This window comes from Bordetella petrii, assembly GCF_017356245.1.
Taxonomy (GTDB): Bacteria; Pseudomonadota; Gammaproteobacteria; order Burkholderiales; family Burkholderiaceae_B; genus Bordetella_A; species Bordetella_A petrii_D.
Map to the genome: position 1 here is coordinate 2,387,204 of NZ_JAFMZZ010000001.1, position 15,606 is coordinate 2,402,809.

At 69.3% G+C, this 15,606-nt stretch carries 15 protein-coding genes; 12 read left to right on the top strand and 3 right to left on the bottom strand.

Going from position 1 to position 15,606, the window contains the following annotated elements; all coding sequences use genetic code 11:
* Positions 1-14 precede the first annotated feature (14 nt).
* Positions 15-971, top strand: coding sequence for an NAD(P)H-dependent flavin oxidoreductase (locus tag J2P76_RS11515; RefSeq protein ID WP_207407460.1), 957 nt, complete (start codon positions 15-17; stop codon positions 969-971).
* Positions 972-1,732: 761 nt separating this feature from the next.
* On the opposite strand, the gene J2P76_RS11520 is transcribed toward J2P76_RS11515, so the two are convergent.
* On the bottom strand, positions 1,733-2,716 hold the full coding sequence (locus tag J2P76_RS11520) for a Bug family tripartite tricarboxylate transporter substrate binding protein (RefSeq protein WP_207407462.1): 984 nt from the start codon (positions 2,714-2,716) through the stop codon (positions 1,733-1,735).
* A gap of 147 nt (positions 2,717-2,863) precedes the next feature.
* Positions 2,864-3,763: a LysR substrate-binding domain-containing protein gene (locus tag J2P76_RS11525; protein ID WP_207407464.1), complete on the bottom strand. Its 900-nt coding sequence runs from the start codon at positions 3,761-3,763 to the stop codon at positions 2,864-2,866.
* A gap of 109 nt (positions 3,764-3,872) precedes the next feature.
* Here J2P76_RS11525 and J2P76_RS11530 point away from each other — a divergent pair, with 109 nt between their 5' ends.
* From J2P76_RS11530 to J2P76_RS11540, 3 genes are read left to right on the top strand one after another with little or no spacing between them, the layout of a single operon-like run.
* Entirely contained in the window at positions 3,873-4,787 is a 915-nt protein-coding gene (locus tag J2P76_RS11530) for an SDR family NAD(P)-dependent oxidoreductase (protein ID WP_207407473.1), read from the top strand.
* Between the two features lie 7 nt (positions 4,788-4,794).
* Positions 4,795-5,649 carry a MaoC/PaaZ C-terminal domain-containing protein gene (locus tag J2P76_RS11535; RefSeq protein WP_207407474.1) on the top strand — a complete coding sequence of 285 codons (855 nt, stop codon included), beginning with the start codon at positions 4,795-4,797 and terminating at the stop codon, positions 5,647-5,649.
* Between the two features lie 18 nt (positions 5,650-5,667).
* Positions 5,668-6,891 (top strand): CaiB/BaiF CoA transferase family protein, encoded by a 1,224-nt coding sequence (locus J2P76_RS11540; RefSeq protein WP_207407476.1) that lies wholly within the window; start codon positions 5,668-5,670, stop codon positions 6,889-6,891.
* Positions 6,892-6,945: 54 nt separating this feature from the next.
* Here the strand turns inward: J2P76_RS11540 and J2P76_RS11545 are convergent, their stop codons facing one another.
* Positions 6,946-7,119, bottom strand: a complete 174-nt coding sequence (locus J2P76_RS11545) for a hypothetical protein (protein WP_207407478.1) — start codon at positions 7,117-7,119, stop codon at positions 6,946-6,948.
* Positions 7,120-7,349: 230 nt separating this feature from the next.
* Here J2P76_RS11545 and J2P76_RS11550 point away from each other — a divergent pair, with 230 nt between their 5' ends.
* From J2P76_RS11550 to J2P76_RS11585, 8 genes are all read left to right on the top strand, one after another.
* A complete protein-coding gene (locus J2P76_RS11550) occupies positions 7,350-8,471 on the top strand; it encodes an ABC transporter substrate-binding protein (RefSeq protein ID WP_207407480.1) in 1,122 nt (373 codons plus the stop codon).
* A gap of 22 nt (positions 8,472-8,493) precedes the next feature.
* Positions 8,494-9,366, top strand: coding sequence for a branched-chain amino acid ABC transporter permease (locus tag J2P76_RS11555; protein ID WP_207407482.1), 873 nt, complete (start codon positions 8,494-8,496; stop codon positions 9,364-9,366).
* Positions 9,367-9,399: 33 nt separating this feature from the next.
* Positions 9,400-10,284 (top strand): branched-chain amino acid ABC transporter permease, encoded by an 885-nt coding sequence (locus J2P76_RS11560; protein WP_207407484.1) that lies wholly within the window; start codon positions 9,400-9,402, stop codon positions 10,282-10,284.
* Positions 10,281-11,084, top strand: coding sequence for an ABC transporter ATP-binding protein (locus J2P76_RS11565; protein WP_207407487.1), 804 nt, complete (start codon positions 10,281-10,283; stop codon positions 11,082-11,084). The genes J2P76_RS11560 and J2P76_RS11565 overlap by 4 nt, the downstream gene beginning before the upstream one ends.
* Positions 11,081-11,803, top strand: coding sequence for an ABC transporter ATP-binding protein (locus J2P76_RS11570; protein ID WP_207407489.1), 723 nt, complete (start codon positions 11,081-11,083; stop codon positions 11,801-11,803). The genes J2P76_RS11565 and J2P76_RS11570 overlap by 4 nt, the downstream gene beginning before the upstream one ends.
* Positions 11,803-13,416 (top strand): AMP-binding protein, encoded by a 1,614-nt coding sequence (locus J2P76_RS11575; RefSeq protein WP_207407491.1) that lies wholly within the window; start codon positions 11,803-11,805, stop codon positions 13,414-13,416. The genes J2P76_RS11570 and J2P76_RS11575 overlap by 1 nt, the downstream gene beginning before the upstream one ends.
* A 79-nt stretch (positions 13,417-13,495) precedes the next feature.
* Complete coding sequence (locus J2P76_RS11580) at positions 13,496-13,963, top strand: MaoC/PaaZ C-terminal domain-containing protein (RefSeq protein WP_207407493.1); 468 nt, start codon at positions 13,496-13,498, stop codon at positions 13,961-13,963.
* Positions 13,964-14,176: 213 nt separating this feature from the next.
* Positions 14,177-15,565 carry a 3-deoxy-D-arabino-heptulosonate 7-phosphate synthase gene (locus J2P76_RS11585; protein ID WP_207407495.1) on the top strand — a complete coding sequence of 463 codons (1,389 nt, stop codon included), beginning with the start codon at positions 14,177-14,179 and terminating at the stop codon, positions 15,563-15,565.
* The last annotated feature ends 41 nt before the right edge of the window (positions 15,566-15,606 follow it).

Genomic DNA, 15,606 nt, shown 5'->3' on the forward strand with positions numbered 1-15,606 from the left:
GGAGCACACTGCCGATGCCCGCTTTGCAATTCCTGCGTTCGACCACCCGCCTGCCGGTGATCGGCGCACCCATGTTCCTGGTGTCGGGCCCTGACCTGGTGATCGCCCAATGCGCCGCGGGCATCGTCGGCACGTTCCCGTCGCTGAATGCGCGCCCCCAGGAAGCCCTGGACGACTGGCTGACGCGCATCGAAGCCGGCCTGGCCGCCTACCGCCAGGCCCATCCCGGCGCCGTGGTGGCGCCCTATGGCGTCAACCTGATCGTGCATCCCACCAATGCGCGCTGGCAGGGCGACCTGGACATCTGCGTGGCGCACCGGGTGCCGCTGGTGGTGACCTCGCTGCACGCGCCCGATGCCGTGGTCGCGGCGGTGCGGCCGTACGGCGGCCTGGTGTTCCACGACGTGACCACGGTACGCCATGCGCGGCGCGCGCTGGATGCCGGCGTGGACGGACTGATCCTGGTGGCCGCCGGCGCGGGCGGGCACGCGGGCGCCATCAACCCGATCGCCCTGGTCAATGAAATCCGCGCTTTCTACGACGGCCCGCTGGCGCTGTCGGGCTGTATCAGCCACGGCAAGGATGTGCTGGCGGCCCAGGCGCTGGGCTGCGATTTCGCCTACATGGGCACGCGCTTCATCGCCACGCACGAATCGCTGGCGCCCGACCGCTACCGCGAGATGGTGCTGCAGGCCGGCGTGGACGATGTGCTGTACACGCCGTTTTTCTCGGGCGTGCCGGCCAATTACCTGATCCCCAGCATCGCCGCCGCTGGCCTGGACCCGGCCCTGCTGGACAGCATGGAAGCCAACCCCGTCGACCTGGACAAACGGAACCGCCCCAAGGCCTGGAAAGATGTCTGGAGCGCCGGCCAGGGGGTGGGGGCTACGCAGGAACTGCTGTCGACCCAGGCGTTGGTGGAGCAGCTGGCGCGCGAGTACGAGGAGGCTCGGCGGGCGCTGTTGCAGTGAAGGGTGCTTCAGACTGGGCGTACGAGGATCAGACAGTGATTCTTCTGGCGTCGCGGCGGGTGGGGGTGAGCGCCTTGGCTTCACGGTGCCGTCCGGGCGCCCCGCGCGCCCGGGCCCGGCCCCGAGGCGCCGCGGCACTCACCCCCACCCACCGCGACTCGCGTCAAATGACGTTTGCCATGGTGCCGGGACGAGCGGGGTTCTTGCGTTCCTGGGCCGCATCCGGGGAAAGAAAAAGATCTTGCAGGGCCGCTGTTCGGCGCCGCCCTGCGCGGCGCCGAGCAGCATTCGCTCAAGGGCTGGCGGGCGCATCATTTCAGTGTTTCAGGTGTCAGGCTCCTGACAGGGTGCCTGACACCGCATGACTGAGATAGCTGTGGCTCACAACGGTGTCGGGCACCTGCGGAGCCCGACACCTGGGTACATCACCTGACCATTCCAGACAAAAAAAACGCCCTTCGCATGCCGCCACCCGAACGGCTATTCCAGCCGCGCAGGGCGGCTGGAATAGCCGGCCCCGAACGATTTTTTTCTTTTCCCCGGATGCGGCCCAAGCACGCAAGAACCCCGCGCGCCCCGGCAACGCCGGTATCCTGATTTACTGCGAGTCGCGGGGTGGTGGCGCGAGCGCCGCGGCGCCTCGGGGCCGGGCCCGGGCGCGCGGGGCGCCCGGACGGCACCGTGAAGCCAAGGCGCTCGCGCCACCGCCCCGCGGCGCCAGAAGAACCCGTAACCCCGCCGCCAGCACACCCCCCGACGCATCATTCCACTTTGATCCCCGCCGCCTTGATCACCTTGTTCCACTTGGCGATCTCGGCCTGCAGGAACGCGCCGAATTCTTCGGGCGTGCCGGGCTTGGGCTCGGCGCCGGCGTCCAGCAGGCCCTTGGCCGTGGCCGGGTCTTTCAGCGCGCGCACCATGTCGGCATTGACCTGCTTGACGATGGCGGCCGGCGTGCCTGCCGGCGCCAGCAGGCCGCTCCATGAATAGGCCTCGTAGCCCGGCACGCCCGACGCGGCAATGGTGGGAATGCCCGGGAACAGCGCCGAGGGTTCGGGGTTGCCCACGCCCAGCGGACGGATCTTGCCGCCTTCCAGGTGGGGCCGGGCCGACGGGCCGTCGGCGAACATCACCTGCACCTGGCCGCCCAGCAAATCCTGCATGGCCGGGGCGCTGCCGCGGTACGGCACGTGCTGGATATGGGTGCCGGTCATGCTGTTGAACAGTTCGCCCGCCAGGTGCGTGCCGCCGCCCGTGCCCGACGAGCCGAACGACAGCTTGCCGGGATGCTGCTTCGCGTAGGCGATCAGTTCCTTTACCGTCTTTACCGGCAGCGATTCGTGCACCACCAGCACAATCGGAAACACCGCCGCCATGCCGACCGGCACGAAATCGGTGGTGACGTCGTAGCTGAGGTTGGCGCGCAGGCTGGGCAGCACCGCATGATGGATAGACGCAAAAAAATAGTGGTAGCCGTCGGCCTCGGCCTTGGCCGCCGCCTGCGCGCCCACGATGCCGCCGGCGCCGGCTTTGTTGTCGACCACCACGGGCACCTTCCAGGCCTCGCCCATCGGCTGGGTGGTAAAGCGCGCGGTGGTATCCACCGGCCCGCCGGGCGGGAACGGCACAATGAAATTGACGGGGCGCTCGGGCCACTTGGCCGCGCGGGCCTGCAAAGGCAAAGCAGCGGCCGCCCAGGCGGCGCCCAGCCCCGCCATCAGGCGGCGGCGTTGCGGATCGTGCATAGGTGTGTCTCCGGTTTTCTTGTTGCCGCGCGCGAACGCGGTGCCCGGCGCGGTGTGCGTATTATTTGCGCGCCCGCGGCCGCTTGCCGATTCTTTTTTGCCGAACCCCCTGTTCAGCACGAACAGAACAGGGGCGAAGCGCCGCGGCTACGCCGCCCGCGCGGCCGTGCGCACGTGCTCGATGAAGTCTTCGACGAAGCGCGGCAGGTCGCGCCCGCGCTGGCGGCACAGCAAGCGGTCGCGCTGCGCCCAGCTGTCTTGCAGGCGCAGCACATGCAGCGCCTGCGGACGGCTGTAGCGCGCCGCGCAGGCGCGCGGCACCACGGCGATGCCCGCGCCGGCCTCGACCATGCGGCACACCGCTTCGAAGCTGCCCACGTGCACCCGCTGGCACAGGCGCTTGCCCAGGCCCGAGGCGATGTCTTCCAGGAAGGTCTGGATGGCGCTGTTGGGATGGATGCCCACGAATTGGTAGGCGTCGATGACGTCGACGAAGCGCGCCGACTCCAGTTGCGCCAGCGGATGGCTCAGCGAGGTCACGATGGCCAGCTCGTCGCGGAACAGCGGCATGACGTCCAGCCCCTCGACGTCGATATTGCCTGCCACAATGCCCAGGTCGGCCGCGCCGGCGCGGATGGCCAGCACGATGTCGCCCGAGATCTTCTCTTCGAGCTCGATGTCCACGTCGGGATTTTCGGCCAGGAAGGTGGACATGGCGTCGGCCAGGAACGAATTGGTGGCGGTAGTATTGGCCAGCAGGCGCAGGCGGCCCTTGATGCCGCTGGAATACGGCTGCAGGTCGGCGTTCAGGCATTCCAGCTGGCGGAACACGGCGTGGGCATGCTTGAGCAGCACCTCGCCGGCCGGCGTCAGGGCCACGCCGGTGGCCTGGCGCACCAGCAGGCGGGCCTTGAAGGCCTCTTCCATGTTCTTGATGCGGGCGCTGGCCGCGGGCAGCGACAGGAAGGTACGTTCGGCCGCGCGCGTCAGGTTCAGGGTTTCGCCTACGTTCACGAACAAACGCAGGTCGGTCAGATCGTGTCTCATGTTCCGCCACGCAAAAGGGGGGTGTCTTTAATTTTGAATTCCGCTGCCCTGCCCTGAAATCTACCATGCAGAGAGTCGGGGCCGGTGCGGCCCCCAAGGAGGAATCATCATGAGCGGTATCGTTGCAGGAAAGGTCGTGGTTGTAACAGGCGCCGGCGGCGGCATCGGGCGCGGTGTCGCGCTGGCGATGGCCGCGGCGGGGGCCAAGGTGGTGGTCAACGACATCGGCGTGTCGCTGCAGGGCGAAGGCGGCGGCGACGGCCCGGCGCAGGCGGTGGTGCAGGAAATCCTGGCCGCCGGCGGCCAGGCCTGCGCCAATACCGACAGCGTGGCCAGCTACGAGGGCGCCCACAGCATCATCAAGACCGCGGTCGATGCCTTCGGGCGCATCGATGCCGTGGTCAACAACGCCGGCAACCTGCGCGACCGGGTCTTCCACAAAATGAGCGAAGAAGAATGGCGCCAGGTGCTCGACGTGCACCTGAACGGCACCTTCTTCATGAGCCGCGCCGCCGCGCCGTATTTCCGCGAACAGGAATCCGGCGCCTTCGTGCACATGACGTCCACTTCGGGCCTGATCGGCAACTTCGGCCAGGCCAACTACTCGGCCGCCAAACTGGGCATCGTGGCCCTGTCCAAGTCCATCGCGCTCGACATGGCGCGTTACCACGTGCGCTCGAACTGCATCGCGCCCTTCGCCTGGAGCCGCATGACCAGCTCGATCCCGGCCGAGACCGAGGCCGAGAAGGCGCGCGTCGAGAAACTGAAGAAAATGGAAGCCGGCAAGGTCGCGCCCCTGGCGGTGTTCCTGGCCAGCGACGCCGCCAGCGAAGTCAACGCCCAGATCTTCGCCGTGCGCGCCAACGAAATCATGCTGATGAGCCAGCCGCGGCCCGTGCGCAGCGTGCACTACAGCGAAGGCTGGACGCCCGAGCTGATCGGCGAGATCGCCATTCCCGCCATGCGCAAGCAGTTCTACGCGCTGGAACGATCGCCCGACGTCATCGACTGGGACCCGATCTGAGGCCGCCATGGACTACGACACCATCAAGAACTGGCGCTTCGACGACGTACACCACCGCTACGACGAGAAAGACACCATGCTGTACGCCCTGGGCATCGGCCTGGGGCACGACCCGCTCGACGCCGGCCAGCTGCGCTACGTGTACGAACAGGGCCTGCAGGCCTTTCCCACCCAGGCCACGGTGCTGGGCTATCCCGGCTTCTGGATGAGCGACCCGCGCGCCGGCATCGACTGGGTGCGGCTGGTGCACGGCGAACAGCGCCTGGCCCTGCACGCTCCGCTGCCCGCCAGCGGCACCGTCGTCGGAAAAAGCCGCATCACGCACGTGATCGACAAAGGCGCCGACAAGGGCGCGCTGGTGATCACCGAGCGCACGCTGCACGATGACGCCGGGGCCTGTCTGGCCACCCTGCAGCACACCACGTTCTGCCGTGGCGACGGCGGCTTCGGACGCGGCGACGACGCGCCGCCGCCCTTGCCCGCGGCGCCCACGCGCGCGCCCGATCAAACCTGCACCCTGACGGTGGCGCCCAATGCCGCGCTGCTGTACAGGCTGAACGCCGACCGCAACCCCCTGCACGCCGATCCCGCGATCGCGCGCCAGGCCGGCTATCCGCAACCCATCCTGCACGGCCTGTGCACCTACGGCATGGCGGCGCACGCCATCGTCAAGACCTGCTGCGGCTATGACGCGACGCGGCTGGCCAGCCTGAACGCGCGCTTCTCGTCGCCGGTGTACCCGGGCGAAACGCTGCAATTCGACATATGGCGCGGCCCAGACAATGCGCTGCAGTTCGTGGTGCGCGCGGTGGCGCGCGGTATCGTCGTCATGAGCCACGGCACGGCCACGGTCAACTCCTAGCAAAGAGCAGCCATCTTCATGGATTCACGACTCCCGCCCCTCGAGGGCATCCGCGTACTCGACCTGAGCCGCATCCTGGCCGGCCCCTGGTGCACCCAGAACCTGGCCGACCTGGGCGCCGACGTCATCAAGGTCGAGCGGCCCGGCACCGGCGACGACACGCGGCACTGGGGCCCGCCCTACCTGAAAGACGGCCAGGGCCGCGACACGGCCGAGGCCGCCTACTACCTGAGCGCCAACCGCAACAAGCGCTCGCTGGAAGCCGACATGGCCACGCCCGAAGGCGCGGCGCTGATCCGCGAGCTGGCCGCGCACTGCGACATCCTGGTCGAGAACTTCAAGGTGGGCGGCCTGCGCAAGTACGGGCTGGACTACGACAGCCTGCGCGAACTCAACCCGCGCCTGATCTACTGCTCGGTCACCGGCTTCGGCCAGGACGGCCCCTGCGCCCAGCTGCCCGGCTACGATTTCATGATCCAGGGCCTGGGCGGCCTGATGAGCATTACCGGCGAACGCGACGACCTGCCGGGCGGCGGCCCGCAGAAGGCGGGCGTGGCCGTCACCGACATCATCACCGGCATGTACGCCAGCGTGGCCATTCTGGCGGCGCTGCAGGAACGCCACCGCAGCGGGCTGGGCCAGCACCTGGACATCGCCCTGCTGGACTGCCACGTGGCGCTGCTGGCCAACCAGAATTCCAATTACTTCGCCTCGGGCGTGGCGCCCACGCGCGCGGGCAACGCCCACCAGAATGTGGTGCCGTACCAGGTGTTCGCCGCCAGCGACGGCCACCTGATCGTGGCCACCGGCAACGAATCGCAGTACCGGGCCTATTGCAAGGCCATCGGCGCGCCCGAGCTGGGCGACGACCCGCGCTTTGCCACCAACCGGCAGCGGGTCACCAACCGCGAGGTACTGATCGCGCTGCTGTCCGACATCATGAAACAAGGACGGCGCGACGACTGGATCGCCAGGCTGGAAGCGGTGGGCGTGCCCTGCGGGCCCATCAACAACATCGCGCAGGCCTTCGCCCATCCGCAGGTGCAGGCGCGCCAGCTGCGGCGCGAGCTGCCCCACCCCCAGGGCGGCACGGCCGCCGTCACGGCCAGCCCACTGCGGTTCTCGGCATCGCCCGTCGTGTACCGCCGGGCGCCGCCGCTGCTGGGCCAGCACACGGCAGAGATCCTGCGCGAAGTGCTGGGCAAGAGCGATGCGGAAATAGCTGCCGCCACGCGCCGCTGACGCGCGGCCGGCGGCGGGCATGGCCTGTGCCCGGGGGCCGCCGCGCCGCCCGGATCAGCCGCGCCGCCATTCGCGCAGCCACCCGCCCAGCCATGCGCGGCCGAGCCTGTACGCGGCGCGGCAGCCGCCCAGCAGGTACTTGTCCAGGGCATAGGCCAGCAGCCCCGTCAGCACGGGCAGCGCCGCGACAGCTACAACGGCCAACAAGAGTCCCAGTACAAGCCGCATGTCCTCTTCCTTGTTCGGCCTTCGTGGTGCCGGCCGCCACGGTTATTTGACCAACAAAATCATGTAGCCGTCCTGAAGGCCGCCAGGCCGGCCTGCTGCGCGGGAAAACCCGCAGTTAAGTAAATCCGAATAGGTCGCATCATGCAGACTGGCTAGCATTTTCGTAGCCGCCAGCCGGCCGTCCTGACGCTGCGGCGCACAATAACCTCGACACCGTGCGGAGACATTCGATGAAGAAGCTGCTTGCCGGCCTGGCGCTGTGCCAAGGCCTGACCCTGACATCGCTGGCCACAGCGGCTGACCTTACCATTGGCGGCCTGCTTCCCATGAGCGGCAGCAACGCCGAATACGGCCAGATCTTCAGCTCGGGCGCCAACCTGGCGGTCGAGCACATCAATGCATCCAAGATGCTGTCGGGCAAGCTGTCTATCGTGTACGAAGACAGCCAGGCCCTGCCCATGCAGGGCGTCATCGGCATGAACAAGCTGGTCAACGTGGCCAAGGTGCCCTTCGTGCTCAGTGCGTTCACCGGGGTATCCAAGGCCATCGCCCCCATCGGCACGCGCAGCAAGACGGTCATGGTCAACGGCGGCGGCGTGGGCCCCGATCTGGCCGAACTGGGCGAATATTTCTGGAACACGATTCCCCTGGTCGACTTCGAGGTGCGCGCCATGGTGCCGTACCTGGTCAAGCAGCGCGGCCTGAAGCGCATCGCCCTGGTGTACGTCGACGATCCGCTGGGCCAGTCGGTGGTCAAGGAACTGAAAACCGAGCTGGGCAAGGCCGGCGGCGAACTGGCCGGCAGCTTCTCGGTGCCGGCCACGGCACAGCAGTTCTCGGGCATTGCCGCGCGCGTGCGCGACGTGAAGCCGGATGCCGTCTATATCGCCTCGTACGGCAGCCAGCAGGGCCAGATCGTCAAGCAGCTGCGCGACAACGGCGTATCGCAGCAGATCGCCAGCTATTCGGCGTTTGCCATTCCGTCCACCCTGTCGCTGCCCGAATCCCGGGGCGCGATCTTCACCAGCCAGAAGGTCGATTGGGACAAGGCCGACGACATCACCCGCCGCATGCTGGACGACTACAAGAAAAAGTACGGCAAAGCACCCAGCATGTACGTGCTGAATTACTACAACGCCGTGCGCGCCTTCGGCGTGCTGGCCGCCGCGCTGGAAAAAGCCGGCAAGCCCGTCACCGGCGAAAACCTGTTGGCGCAGCGCAAGGCCACCAAGACCTTCGACTTCGTCGGCGCCACCGTATCGTTCGCGGAAAACGGCACCATCCAGGCCCCGATCCAGATCAACGAAATCGGCGACAAGGGCGCCAAGCCCATCGCCGACGCCGCCCGCTGACAGACCGGACTACGCCCCGGCCATGCTGTTCGCCCAGCTTTTCGTCAACGGGATACAGACCGGTGCCCTGTATGCCCTGATCGCAGCGGGGTTCTCGCTGATCTTCGGCACCACCCGGGTGTTCCACGTTGCGCACGGGGCCACCTTCACCCTGGCCGGCTTCGTGTTCTACGAGCTGTACACGGTGCTGGCCTGGGCCTGGCCGCTGGCGGCGCTGGGCGCGGGCGTGGCGGCGGCCGTGTTCGGCATGCTGGTCGACCGCTATGTGTATTCGGTCATCCAGCGCCACGAGGCCGCCTTCTTCACGGTGTTCGTGGCCTCGTTCGGGCTGGCCATCGTGGTGCAGAACCTGATCACCATCGGCTTCGGGCGCGGGCTGGTCACGGTGCCCACCCCGCTGAGCAAAAGCCTGGAACTGCTGCCCGGCCTGTACGTGGCGCCCATGGCGGCCGTGGCGGTGCTGTGCGCCATCGTGGCCTTCGGCCTGCTGCACTGGCTGCTGACGCATACCAACCTGGGCCTGGCGCTGCGCGCCCTGGGCGAAAACCCGGACCTGGTGCGCGTGTACGGCCTGACGCCGCGCCGGCTGTCGCAATACGTGTTCCTGATCGGCTCGCTGCTGGCGGTGCCGGCGGCGATTTTGACGGCGGCGACTTCGGGGCTGAACCCGTCCATGGGCCATCACATCATGCTGATCAGCATCGCCGCCACTATCGTGGGCGGCGTGGGCAGCCTGCGCGGCGCGGCCGTGGCGGGCCTGCTGCTGGGCATGGCCGAGAACCTGTCGCTGGCGTGGATCGACCCGCAATGGAGCGAGGCCGTCACCTTCGTGGTGCTGTTCCTGTTCATCCTGTTCCGCCCCGGCGGCGTATTCGGCCGCGCCGTGGCGTCTTAGCAAATCAGGCCCTGGTGTCCGACGAGGCAACACATGCTGGCTTATCTGCAAAACATTGCCGTGCTCTTCTGCGTGAACGCCATGCTGGCGGTCACGCTGAACTTCATCATGGGCTACGCCGGCATCTTCTCGCTGGCGCACGCCATATTCTTCGGCGTGGGCGCCTACGTGGCCGCCAACATCGCCATGCACTTCAGCGATTCGCTGCTGCTGTGCGTGGCCGGCGCGGTGCTGGTGTCGGGCGCGCTGTCGATGGTGCTGGCCCTGCCGGCGCTGCGCGTGCGCGGCGAATACTTCGTGGCGGCCTCGCTGGGCCTGCAGGTCATCGGCGTTACGGTGTTTTCCGAATGGAAAGGCGTAACCGGCGGCCTGGGCGGGCTGGTGGGAATCCCGCCGCCCACCGTGTTCGGCCATGCGCTGGCCACGCCCGGCGAATTCCTGGGCCTGGCGGTGGCCGGGCTGGCCGCCGTGCTGCTGATCACCACCGCCCTGCTGCGCGGCAGCTTCGGCCGCAGCCTGATGGCCATCCGCGACAGTGAATCGGCCGCGCAGGCCGCGGGCAAGTGGGTAGCCGCCATCAAGACGCTGTCGGTGGCCGTGTCGGCCGGCCTGGCCGGCGTGGCCGGCGCCATCTACGCGTTCTACATGAGCTTCGTCAACGTCGAAGGCTTCATGCTGGAAACCTCCATCCTGCTGATGGCCATGGTGATCATCGGCGGCACCGGCACCGTATTCGGACCCATTATCGGCGCGGCCCTGCTGATGCTGCTGCCGGCCGCCCTGACCTACCTGCCGTTCCTGCCGCCCTCGGAACTGGGCACCGTACAGCAGATCGTGTACGGCGCCATCATGGTGCTGCTGATGATGTACCGCCCCGGCGGCCTGGTGGGCGGGCGCCGCAAAGGAGGCCGGACATGAGCGCACCGGGCCGCATCAAGGACGCATACCGCAATGGCGGCTACGAAGGCGCGCCCGACAGCGCCGCCGCCGAACCGCCGGTGCTGCTGCGCATGCAGGGGCTATCCAAGCGCTTCGGCGGCCTGCAGGCCATCAGCGACGTCTCGCTGGACCTGCCGGCCGGCATGATCACCACCCTGGTCGGCCCCAACGGCGCCGGCAAGACCACGCTGTTCAACATGATCACCGGCCACCTGGCGCCCACCGCCGGCACCGTGCACCTGCACGGCCGGCCGCTGGCCCGCCTGGCGCCCTGGCAGATCGCCCGCCTGGGCGTGGGCCGCACCTTCCAGGACCTGCGGCTGTTCACGCACATGAGCGTGCAGGAAAACGTCACCACCGTCACCGAGCGCGGCAGCTGGCTGTGGCAGCGGCGCGGCGACCCGGCCCGCATCGAGGCCGTGCTGCGCGAAGCCGGCCTGTGGGACAAGCGGCACGAACGCGCGGCCGACCTGGCCTATGCCGAACGCAAGTTCCTGAGCCTGGCGCGCATCATGGCCAGCGACGCCTCGCTGTGGCTGCTGGACGAACCCGCGTCGGGCCTGGACCCGCGTTCGTTCGAGCGTTTCGTGGCGCTGCTGCGCAGCTACGCCGCGCGCGGCATCACCATCTGCATCATCGAACACAACCTCGATCTGGTCACGCAGCTGTCCGACCGCCTGGCCTTCCTGGACCAGGGCAGGCTGCTGGCCTGCGGCGATCCGGCCGGCATTCTGAAAGACCCGCAGCTGGCCGCCATTTACTTCGGAGAACGCGCATGACCGCTGCCCCGCCCCCGGTGCTGGAAGCGCGCGGCCTGCGCGCGGGCTACGGCGAACGGCCGGTGCTCGACGGGCTGGACGTGCGCCTGGACGCCAACGAAGTGCTGTGCCTGATCGGCCACAACGGCGCCGGCAAGTCCACCCTGCTGAAAGCCCTGTTCGGCCTGATCGCCCCCGAAGGCGGCAGCGTGCTGCTGGACGGCCGGGCCGTGGCCCGCCCCGACCCGCGCCGCCTGGCCGCCGCCGGCATCTCGATGGTGCCCGAAGGGCGCGGCATTTTCCCTGGCCTGACGGTGGCCGAGACCATGCGCCTGGGCCTGTGGTCGGCCGGCGTGCCCAAGGCCGAGCACGCCGCGCGCCTGGACTGGGTCATGCAGGTGCTGCCGGCCCTGCGCAAGTTCTACGGCCAGCGCGCCGGCACCCTGTCGGGCGGCCAGCAGCAGATGGTGTCGCTGGGCCGGGCCCTGCTCAGCCAGCCGCGCTGCCTGCTGCTGGACGAGCCCTCGATCGGCCTGGCGCCCAAGCTGTTCCAGGACCTGATGGGCCCCGTCCGCGCCCTGCAGCAGCAGCGCGGCATGTCGATACTGATCGTGGAACAGAACGTGCGCGAAGCCCTGAAAATCGCCGACCGCGTGATCGTGATGAAGTCCGGCGCGCTGATCCGTTCCGGCGTGCCGGCCGACTTTGCCGACAACGCCGAGCTGATGGAGCTGTACTGATGCCGGCCGATGCCGCGCCGGGGCCCGCGGCCCTGGCGGATTTGTATGCCGCGCACCTGCGCGCGCGCCCCGACGATACCGCCCTGGTCGACGAAACCGGGCCGCTGAGCTACCGCGATTTCGACGCCCTGTGCGCCGGCACGGCCCGCTGGCTGGCGGCGCAGGGCATCGCCGCCGGCGACCGGGTGGCGGTGTGGCTGCCCAACCGCCGCGAATGGCTGGCCTTGCTGTTCGGCCTGGCGCGCCTGGGCGCCACGCTGGTCGCCATCAACACCCGCTACCGCAGCGCCGAACTGGAATACATTCTGGCGCGTTCGCGGGCGCGCATGCTGGTCATGCAGCCCTCGTTCCGCAAGATCGACTTCCCGGCGGTGCTGGCCGGCGTGGCGCAAGACGCCCTGCCCGACCTGCAGGCCATCGCCCTGGTCGATGCCGGCCGCGGCGAGCCCGGCGCGGTGTTCGGCCGCCGCACCGTCGCCTGCCGGCCCGCGGCCGAAGCCGGCGCGGCGCCGGCCGCCTTGGGGCCGGCCGACGCCGCGCAGCCGGTCATCCTGTTCACGACCTCGGGCACTACCTCGGGCCCCAAGCTGGTCATGCACAGCGCGGCCACCCTGCTGGCCCACAACCGGCAGGTGGCCGGGGCATACGGCCTGTGCGAACCCGGCGCGCGCCTGCTGGCCGCCCTGCCCCTGTGCGGCGTATTCGGGCTGAACGGTGCGCTGGCCGCCCTGCACGGCGGCGCGCCCGTGGTCATGATGGACTTGTTCGATGCGCCGCGCGCCGCGCGGCTGCTGCGCGACGAGCGCATCACCCACACCTTCGGCAGCGACGAAATGATGCGCCGCATCGCCGACCAGGCCCGCGGCGACCGCCCCTTTCCGCACGCCCGCGTGTTCGGCTTCGCCAGCTTCAGCCCGGGCGCGGCCGAGCTGGTGGACAGCCTGCGCCGGCGCGGCTTTCCGCTGCGCGGCCTGTATGGGTCGAGTGAAGTGCAGGCCCTGTTTTCGCTGCAGGACGCCGCCCTGCCGGTGGCCGAGCGCGCCCTGGGCGGCGGCACTCCGGCCGCGCCCCAGGCCAGCGTGCGCGCGCGCGATCCGGCCAGCCTGGAACTGTGCGCGCCCGGCGTGCCGGGCGAGATCGAGATCCGCGCGCCGGGCAATTTCATCGGCTACCTGGACAACCCCGACGCCACCGCGCGGGCCCTGACCCCCGATGGCTACTTCCGCACCGGCGATCTGGGCTACCTGCGCCCCGACGGCAGCTTCGTCTACCTGGCGCGCATGGGCGACACCCTGCGCCTGGGCGGCTTCCTGGTCGACCCGGCCGAAATCGAACATGCGCTGGCCGCCCAGCCGGGCGTGCACAACGCACAGGTGGTGGGCATCACCCTCGACGGCCAGCCGCGCGCCGCGGCCTTCGTCATCGCCGGCGCGGGCGTCGATGCCGACAGCCTGCTGGCGCCGCTGCGCGCCTCGCTGGCGCCTTTCAAGGTGCCGGCGCGCCTGTGGCTGGTAGACGAATTTCCCACCGCGGCCAGCGCCAACGGTTTCAAGATCCAGCGGGCCAGGCTGCGCCAGATGGCCGAAGAACGCCTGCGGCAGGAACAAGAATGAAGCGAAAGCCCCGCGGCATCCCCGATCGGGCTGCACCTGTTTTCATCCCGGGCGGATCCCATCCTTACACCAAATGTCCATGACAGACCATTCCTTGTACTTCGAAGACTTCCAGCCCGGCCAGACATTCGAAAGCGGCGGACGCACCATTACCGAAGCCGACCTGACGATGTTCTCGATGCTGTCGGGCGACTGGAATCCCATCCATGCCGACGCGGTCTATGCGGCGGGCACGAAATTCGGCCAGCGGCTGGTGCACGGCACCCTGGGCATCGCGATTGCCACGGGAATGATGCATGAGCTGGGTATCTTCCACCGCTCGGTGGTGGCCATGCTGTCGATACGGGACTGGAAATTCGCCAAGCCCATCCTGGTGGGCGACACGCTGCATCTGGTGCTGGACATTCTGCAGGTCAAGCCAGGCGCCAGCGCGCGCGTGGGCGCGGTGGACCGCCGGCTGCGGCTGCTGAACCAGCACGGCGAAACCGTGCAGGACGGCAGCAGCGAAGTGCTGGTGCTGAAGAAGGCGGGCCTGGCGGCGCCCTGACCGGCACGGCCGGCGCCTTCCGGCAACGGCGGCGGCAAGCTCACCAGGGAGGCAGCGACAGCACGACGAAGACCGCTACCAACAGGGCAAGGACCACTAGAATGTGCTTGGTGCGCATGGCGGGTTCCGGTGCGTTGGACACTGGCCCGCATGCCGCAATTACCATGCCGGCCCCGGCATCTGCGCGGCGCCCGCCCTTTTTCCCCGGTATCGATGGAAGACCGTTTCCCGTCCAGCCCGTCTTTTCTGCTGGCTCAGGCCCTGCGCACGGTGCCGCGCCCCTATTGCCTGTCACCGGCCCTGCACGCCCCGCTCGACTGGCGCGAAACCGGCACGGCCACGGCGCTGGCGGCGTGCATCGAACAGGCGCGCCTGGCCCTCGCCCGCGATGAAGCGCCCGGCCCGGCGCTCAAGCGCCATTTCACCGCCGCGCTGGGGCAGTTGGTCCGCGAAGCCATGCGGCCCGGCCAAGGCGACCCGGCATTCCAGGCGATGGTGCTGCGGCACGGCGCGGCGCACGTGCGCGAATATGCCTCATTGGCCGCCCATGCCGGCCGCGACCGCCGAGCCATACGCACGGCGGTCGATGCGATGGCGCACCCGGCCCGCCAGCAGCGCGTTGCGCAGCCGGCCCTGCGCCAGGCGCTGGCCCGGCTGCATGGCGCGGCATCCTGGCCGGCGCTGGCCGATGCCGCGCGGCAATTGCACGGCATGCCGGAAGCGGCGGCCCAGCCCGCATTGCGGCCCGGCCTCGACCGGCTGCTGCAAGACCCGGCGCTGGCGCGCCTGCAGCGCCTCGATGCTCTGCAGAACGATGCGCTGGTGCGGCAGTATCAAGCCCTGTGGGACCGGCAGGGCCCGCGCCAGGGCAGCCCCGGCGCCATCGCGGCAGGCTCGGCCGCGAAACAGCGCGGCGACGCCGTGGAAGCACTGGCCGCGCAGGCGCTGCAGGCGCTGGCGCGGCGGCTCAACCAGGCCGGCGGCGCCGGCCAGGCATACCGCGTTGCCACCTCGCTGCGGGTGCCGGCGGCCCTGTCGGCCGGCGCCGGGCGGGCCAAGAGCGAATGGGACGCGGCGCTGCTTCGGCAGGGCCGCGCAGACGGCCCCGAGCCCGGCTGGGATGTCTGTCTGCTGGTGGAAGCCAAGGCGTCCGCGGATGCCGCCATCACCGATCTGCCGCGGCTGCTGCGCGGCCTGCGCCTGCTGGTCCAGGCCGACCCCGGCCGGCTTTATGCGTTCCAGACAGAACACGACACCGTGTCGCTGCGCGGCGCGTCACTGCATGCGCTGGACACCGGCGAAGACAGCCTGGCAGGCACCGTGCTGTATTGCTGCGATGCGCCCGTCGAAGCAGCCCCGCGCCTGCTCGGCGCGGCCAGCCGCATGCAGTTGCTGTCCGCGCCGCCCAGCCTGGACTACGCCGGCATCCTGGCCCAGGGGCGCGACGCCGACGATGCCTGCCTGGAGCCGGTCTGGGAAACGCTGCTGGCCGCGCCCGGCTGGCGGGCCGTGCTGCACCAGTACCCCACACTGCGCCAGGTGCGCGCACTGATGGTGCGTCCCGCCGATCTGCTGGCCGCGGCCGGCGCGCGTCAGCCCTGACCCATCGCCGGATCGGATACCGAGTCCCGGCCGCTTTCGAC

Coding starts and splice junctions, on each gene's coding strand:
- J2P76_RS11585 (WP_207407495.1), top strand. CDS start 14,177: ATGGAAGACCGTTTCCCGTCCAGCCCGTCTTTTCTGCTGGCTCAGGCC.
- J2P76_RS11540 (WP_207407476.1), top strand. CDS start 5,668: ATGGATTCACGACTCCCGCCCCTCGAGGGCATCCGCGTACTCGACCTG.
- J2P76_RS11545 (WP_207407478.1), bottom strand. CDS start 7,119: ATGCGGCTTGTACTGGGACTCTTGTTGGCCGTTGTAGCTGTCGCGGCG.
- J2P76_RS11515 (WP_207407460.1), top strand. CDS start 15: ATGCCCGCTTTGCAATTCCTGCGTTCGACCACCCGCCTGCCGGTGATC.
- J2P76_RS11560 (WP_207407484.1), top strand. CDS start 9,400: ATGCTGGCTTATCTGCAAAACATTGCCGTGCTCTTCTGCGTGAACGCC.
- J2P76_RS11535 (WP_207407474.1), top strand. CDS start 4,795: ATGGACTACGACACCATCAAGAACTGGCGCTTCGACGACGTACACCAC.
- J2P76_RS11575 (WP_207407491.1), top strand. CDS start 11,803: ATGCCGGCCGATGCCGCGCCGGGGCCCGCGGCCCTGGCGGATTTGTAT.
- J2P76_RS11525 (WP_207407464.1), bottom strand. CDS start 3,763: ATGAGACACGATCTGACCGACCTGCGTTTGTTCGTGAACGTAGGCGAA.
- J2P76_RS11520 (WP_207407462.1), bottom strand. CDS start 2,716: ATGCACGATCCGCAACGCCGCCGCCTGATGGCGGGGCTGGGCGCCGCC.
- J2P76_RS11570 (WP_207407489.1), top strand. CDS start 11,081: ATGACCGCTGCCCCGCCCCCGGTGCTGGAAGCGCGCGGCCTGCGCGCG.
- J2P76_RS11580 (WP_207407493.1), top strand. CDS start 13,496: ATGACAGACCATTCCTTGTACTTCGAAGACTTCCAGCCCGGCCAGACA.
- J2P76_RS11530 (WP_207407473.1), top strand. CDS start 3,873: ATGAGCGGTATCGTTGCAGGAAAGGTCGTGGTTGTAACAGGCGCCGGC.
- J2P76_RS11550 (WP_207407480.1), top strand. CDS start 7,350: ATGAAGAAGCTGCTTGCCGGCCTGGCGCTGTGCCAAGGCCTGACCCTG.
- J2P76_RS11565 (WP_207407487.1), top strand. CDS start 10,281: ATGAGCGCACCGGGCCGCATCAAGGACGCATACCGCAATGGCGGCTAC.
- J2P76_RS11555 (WP_207407482.1), top strand. CDS start 8,494: ATGCTGTTCGCCCAGCTTTTCGTCAACGGGATACAGACCGGTGCCCTG.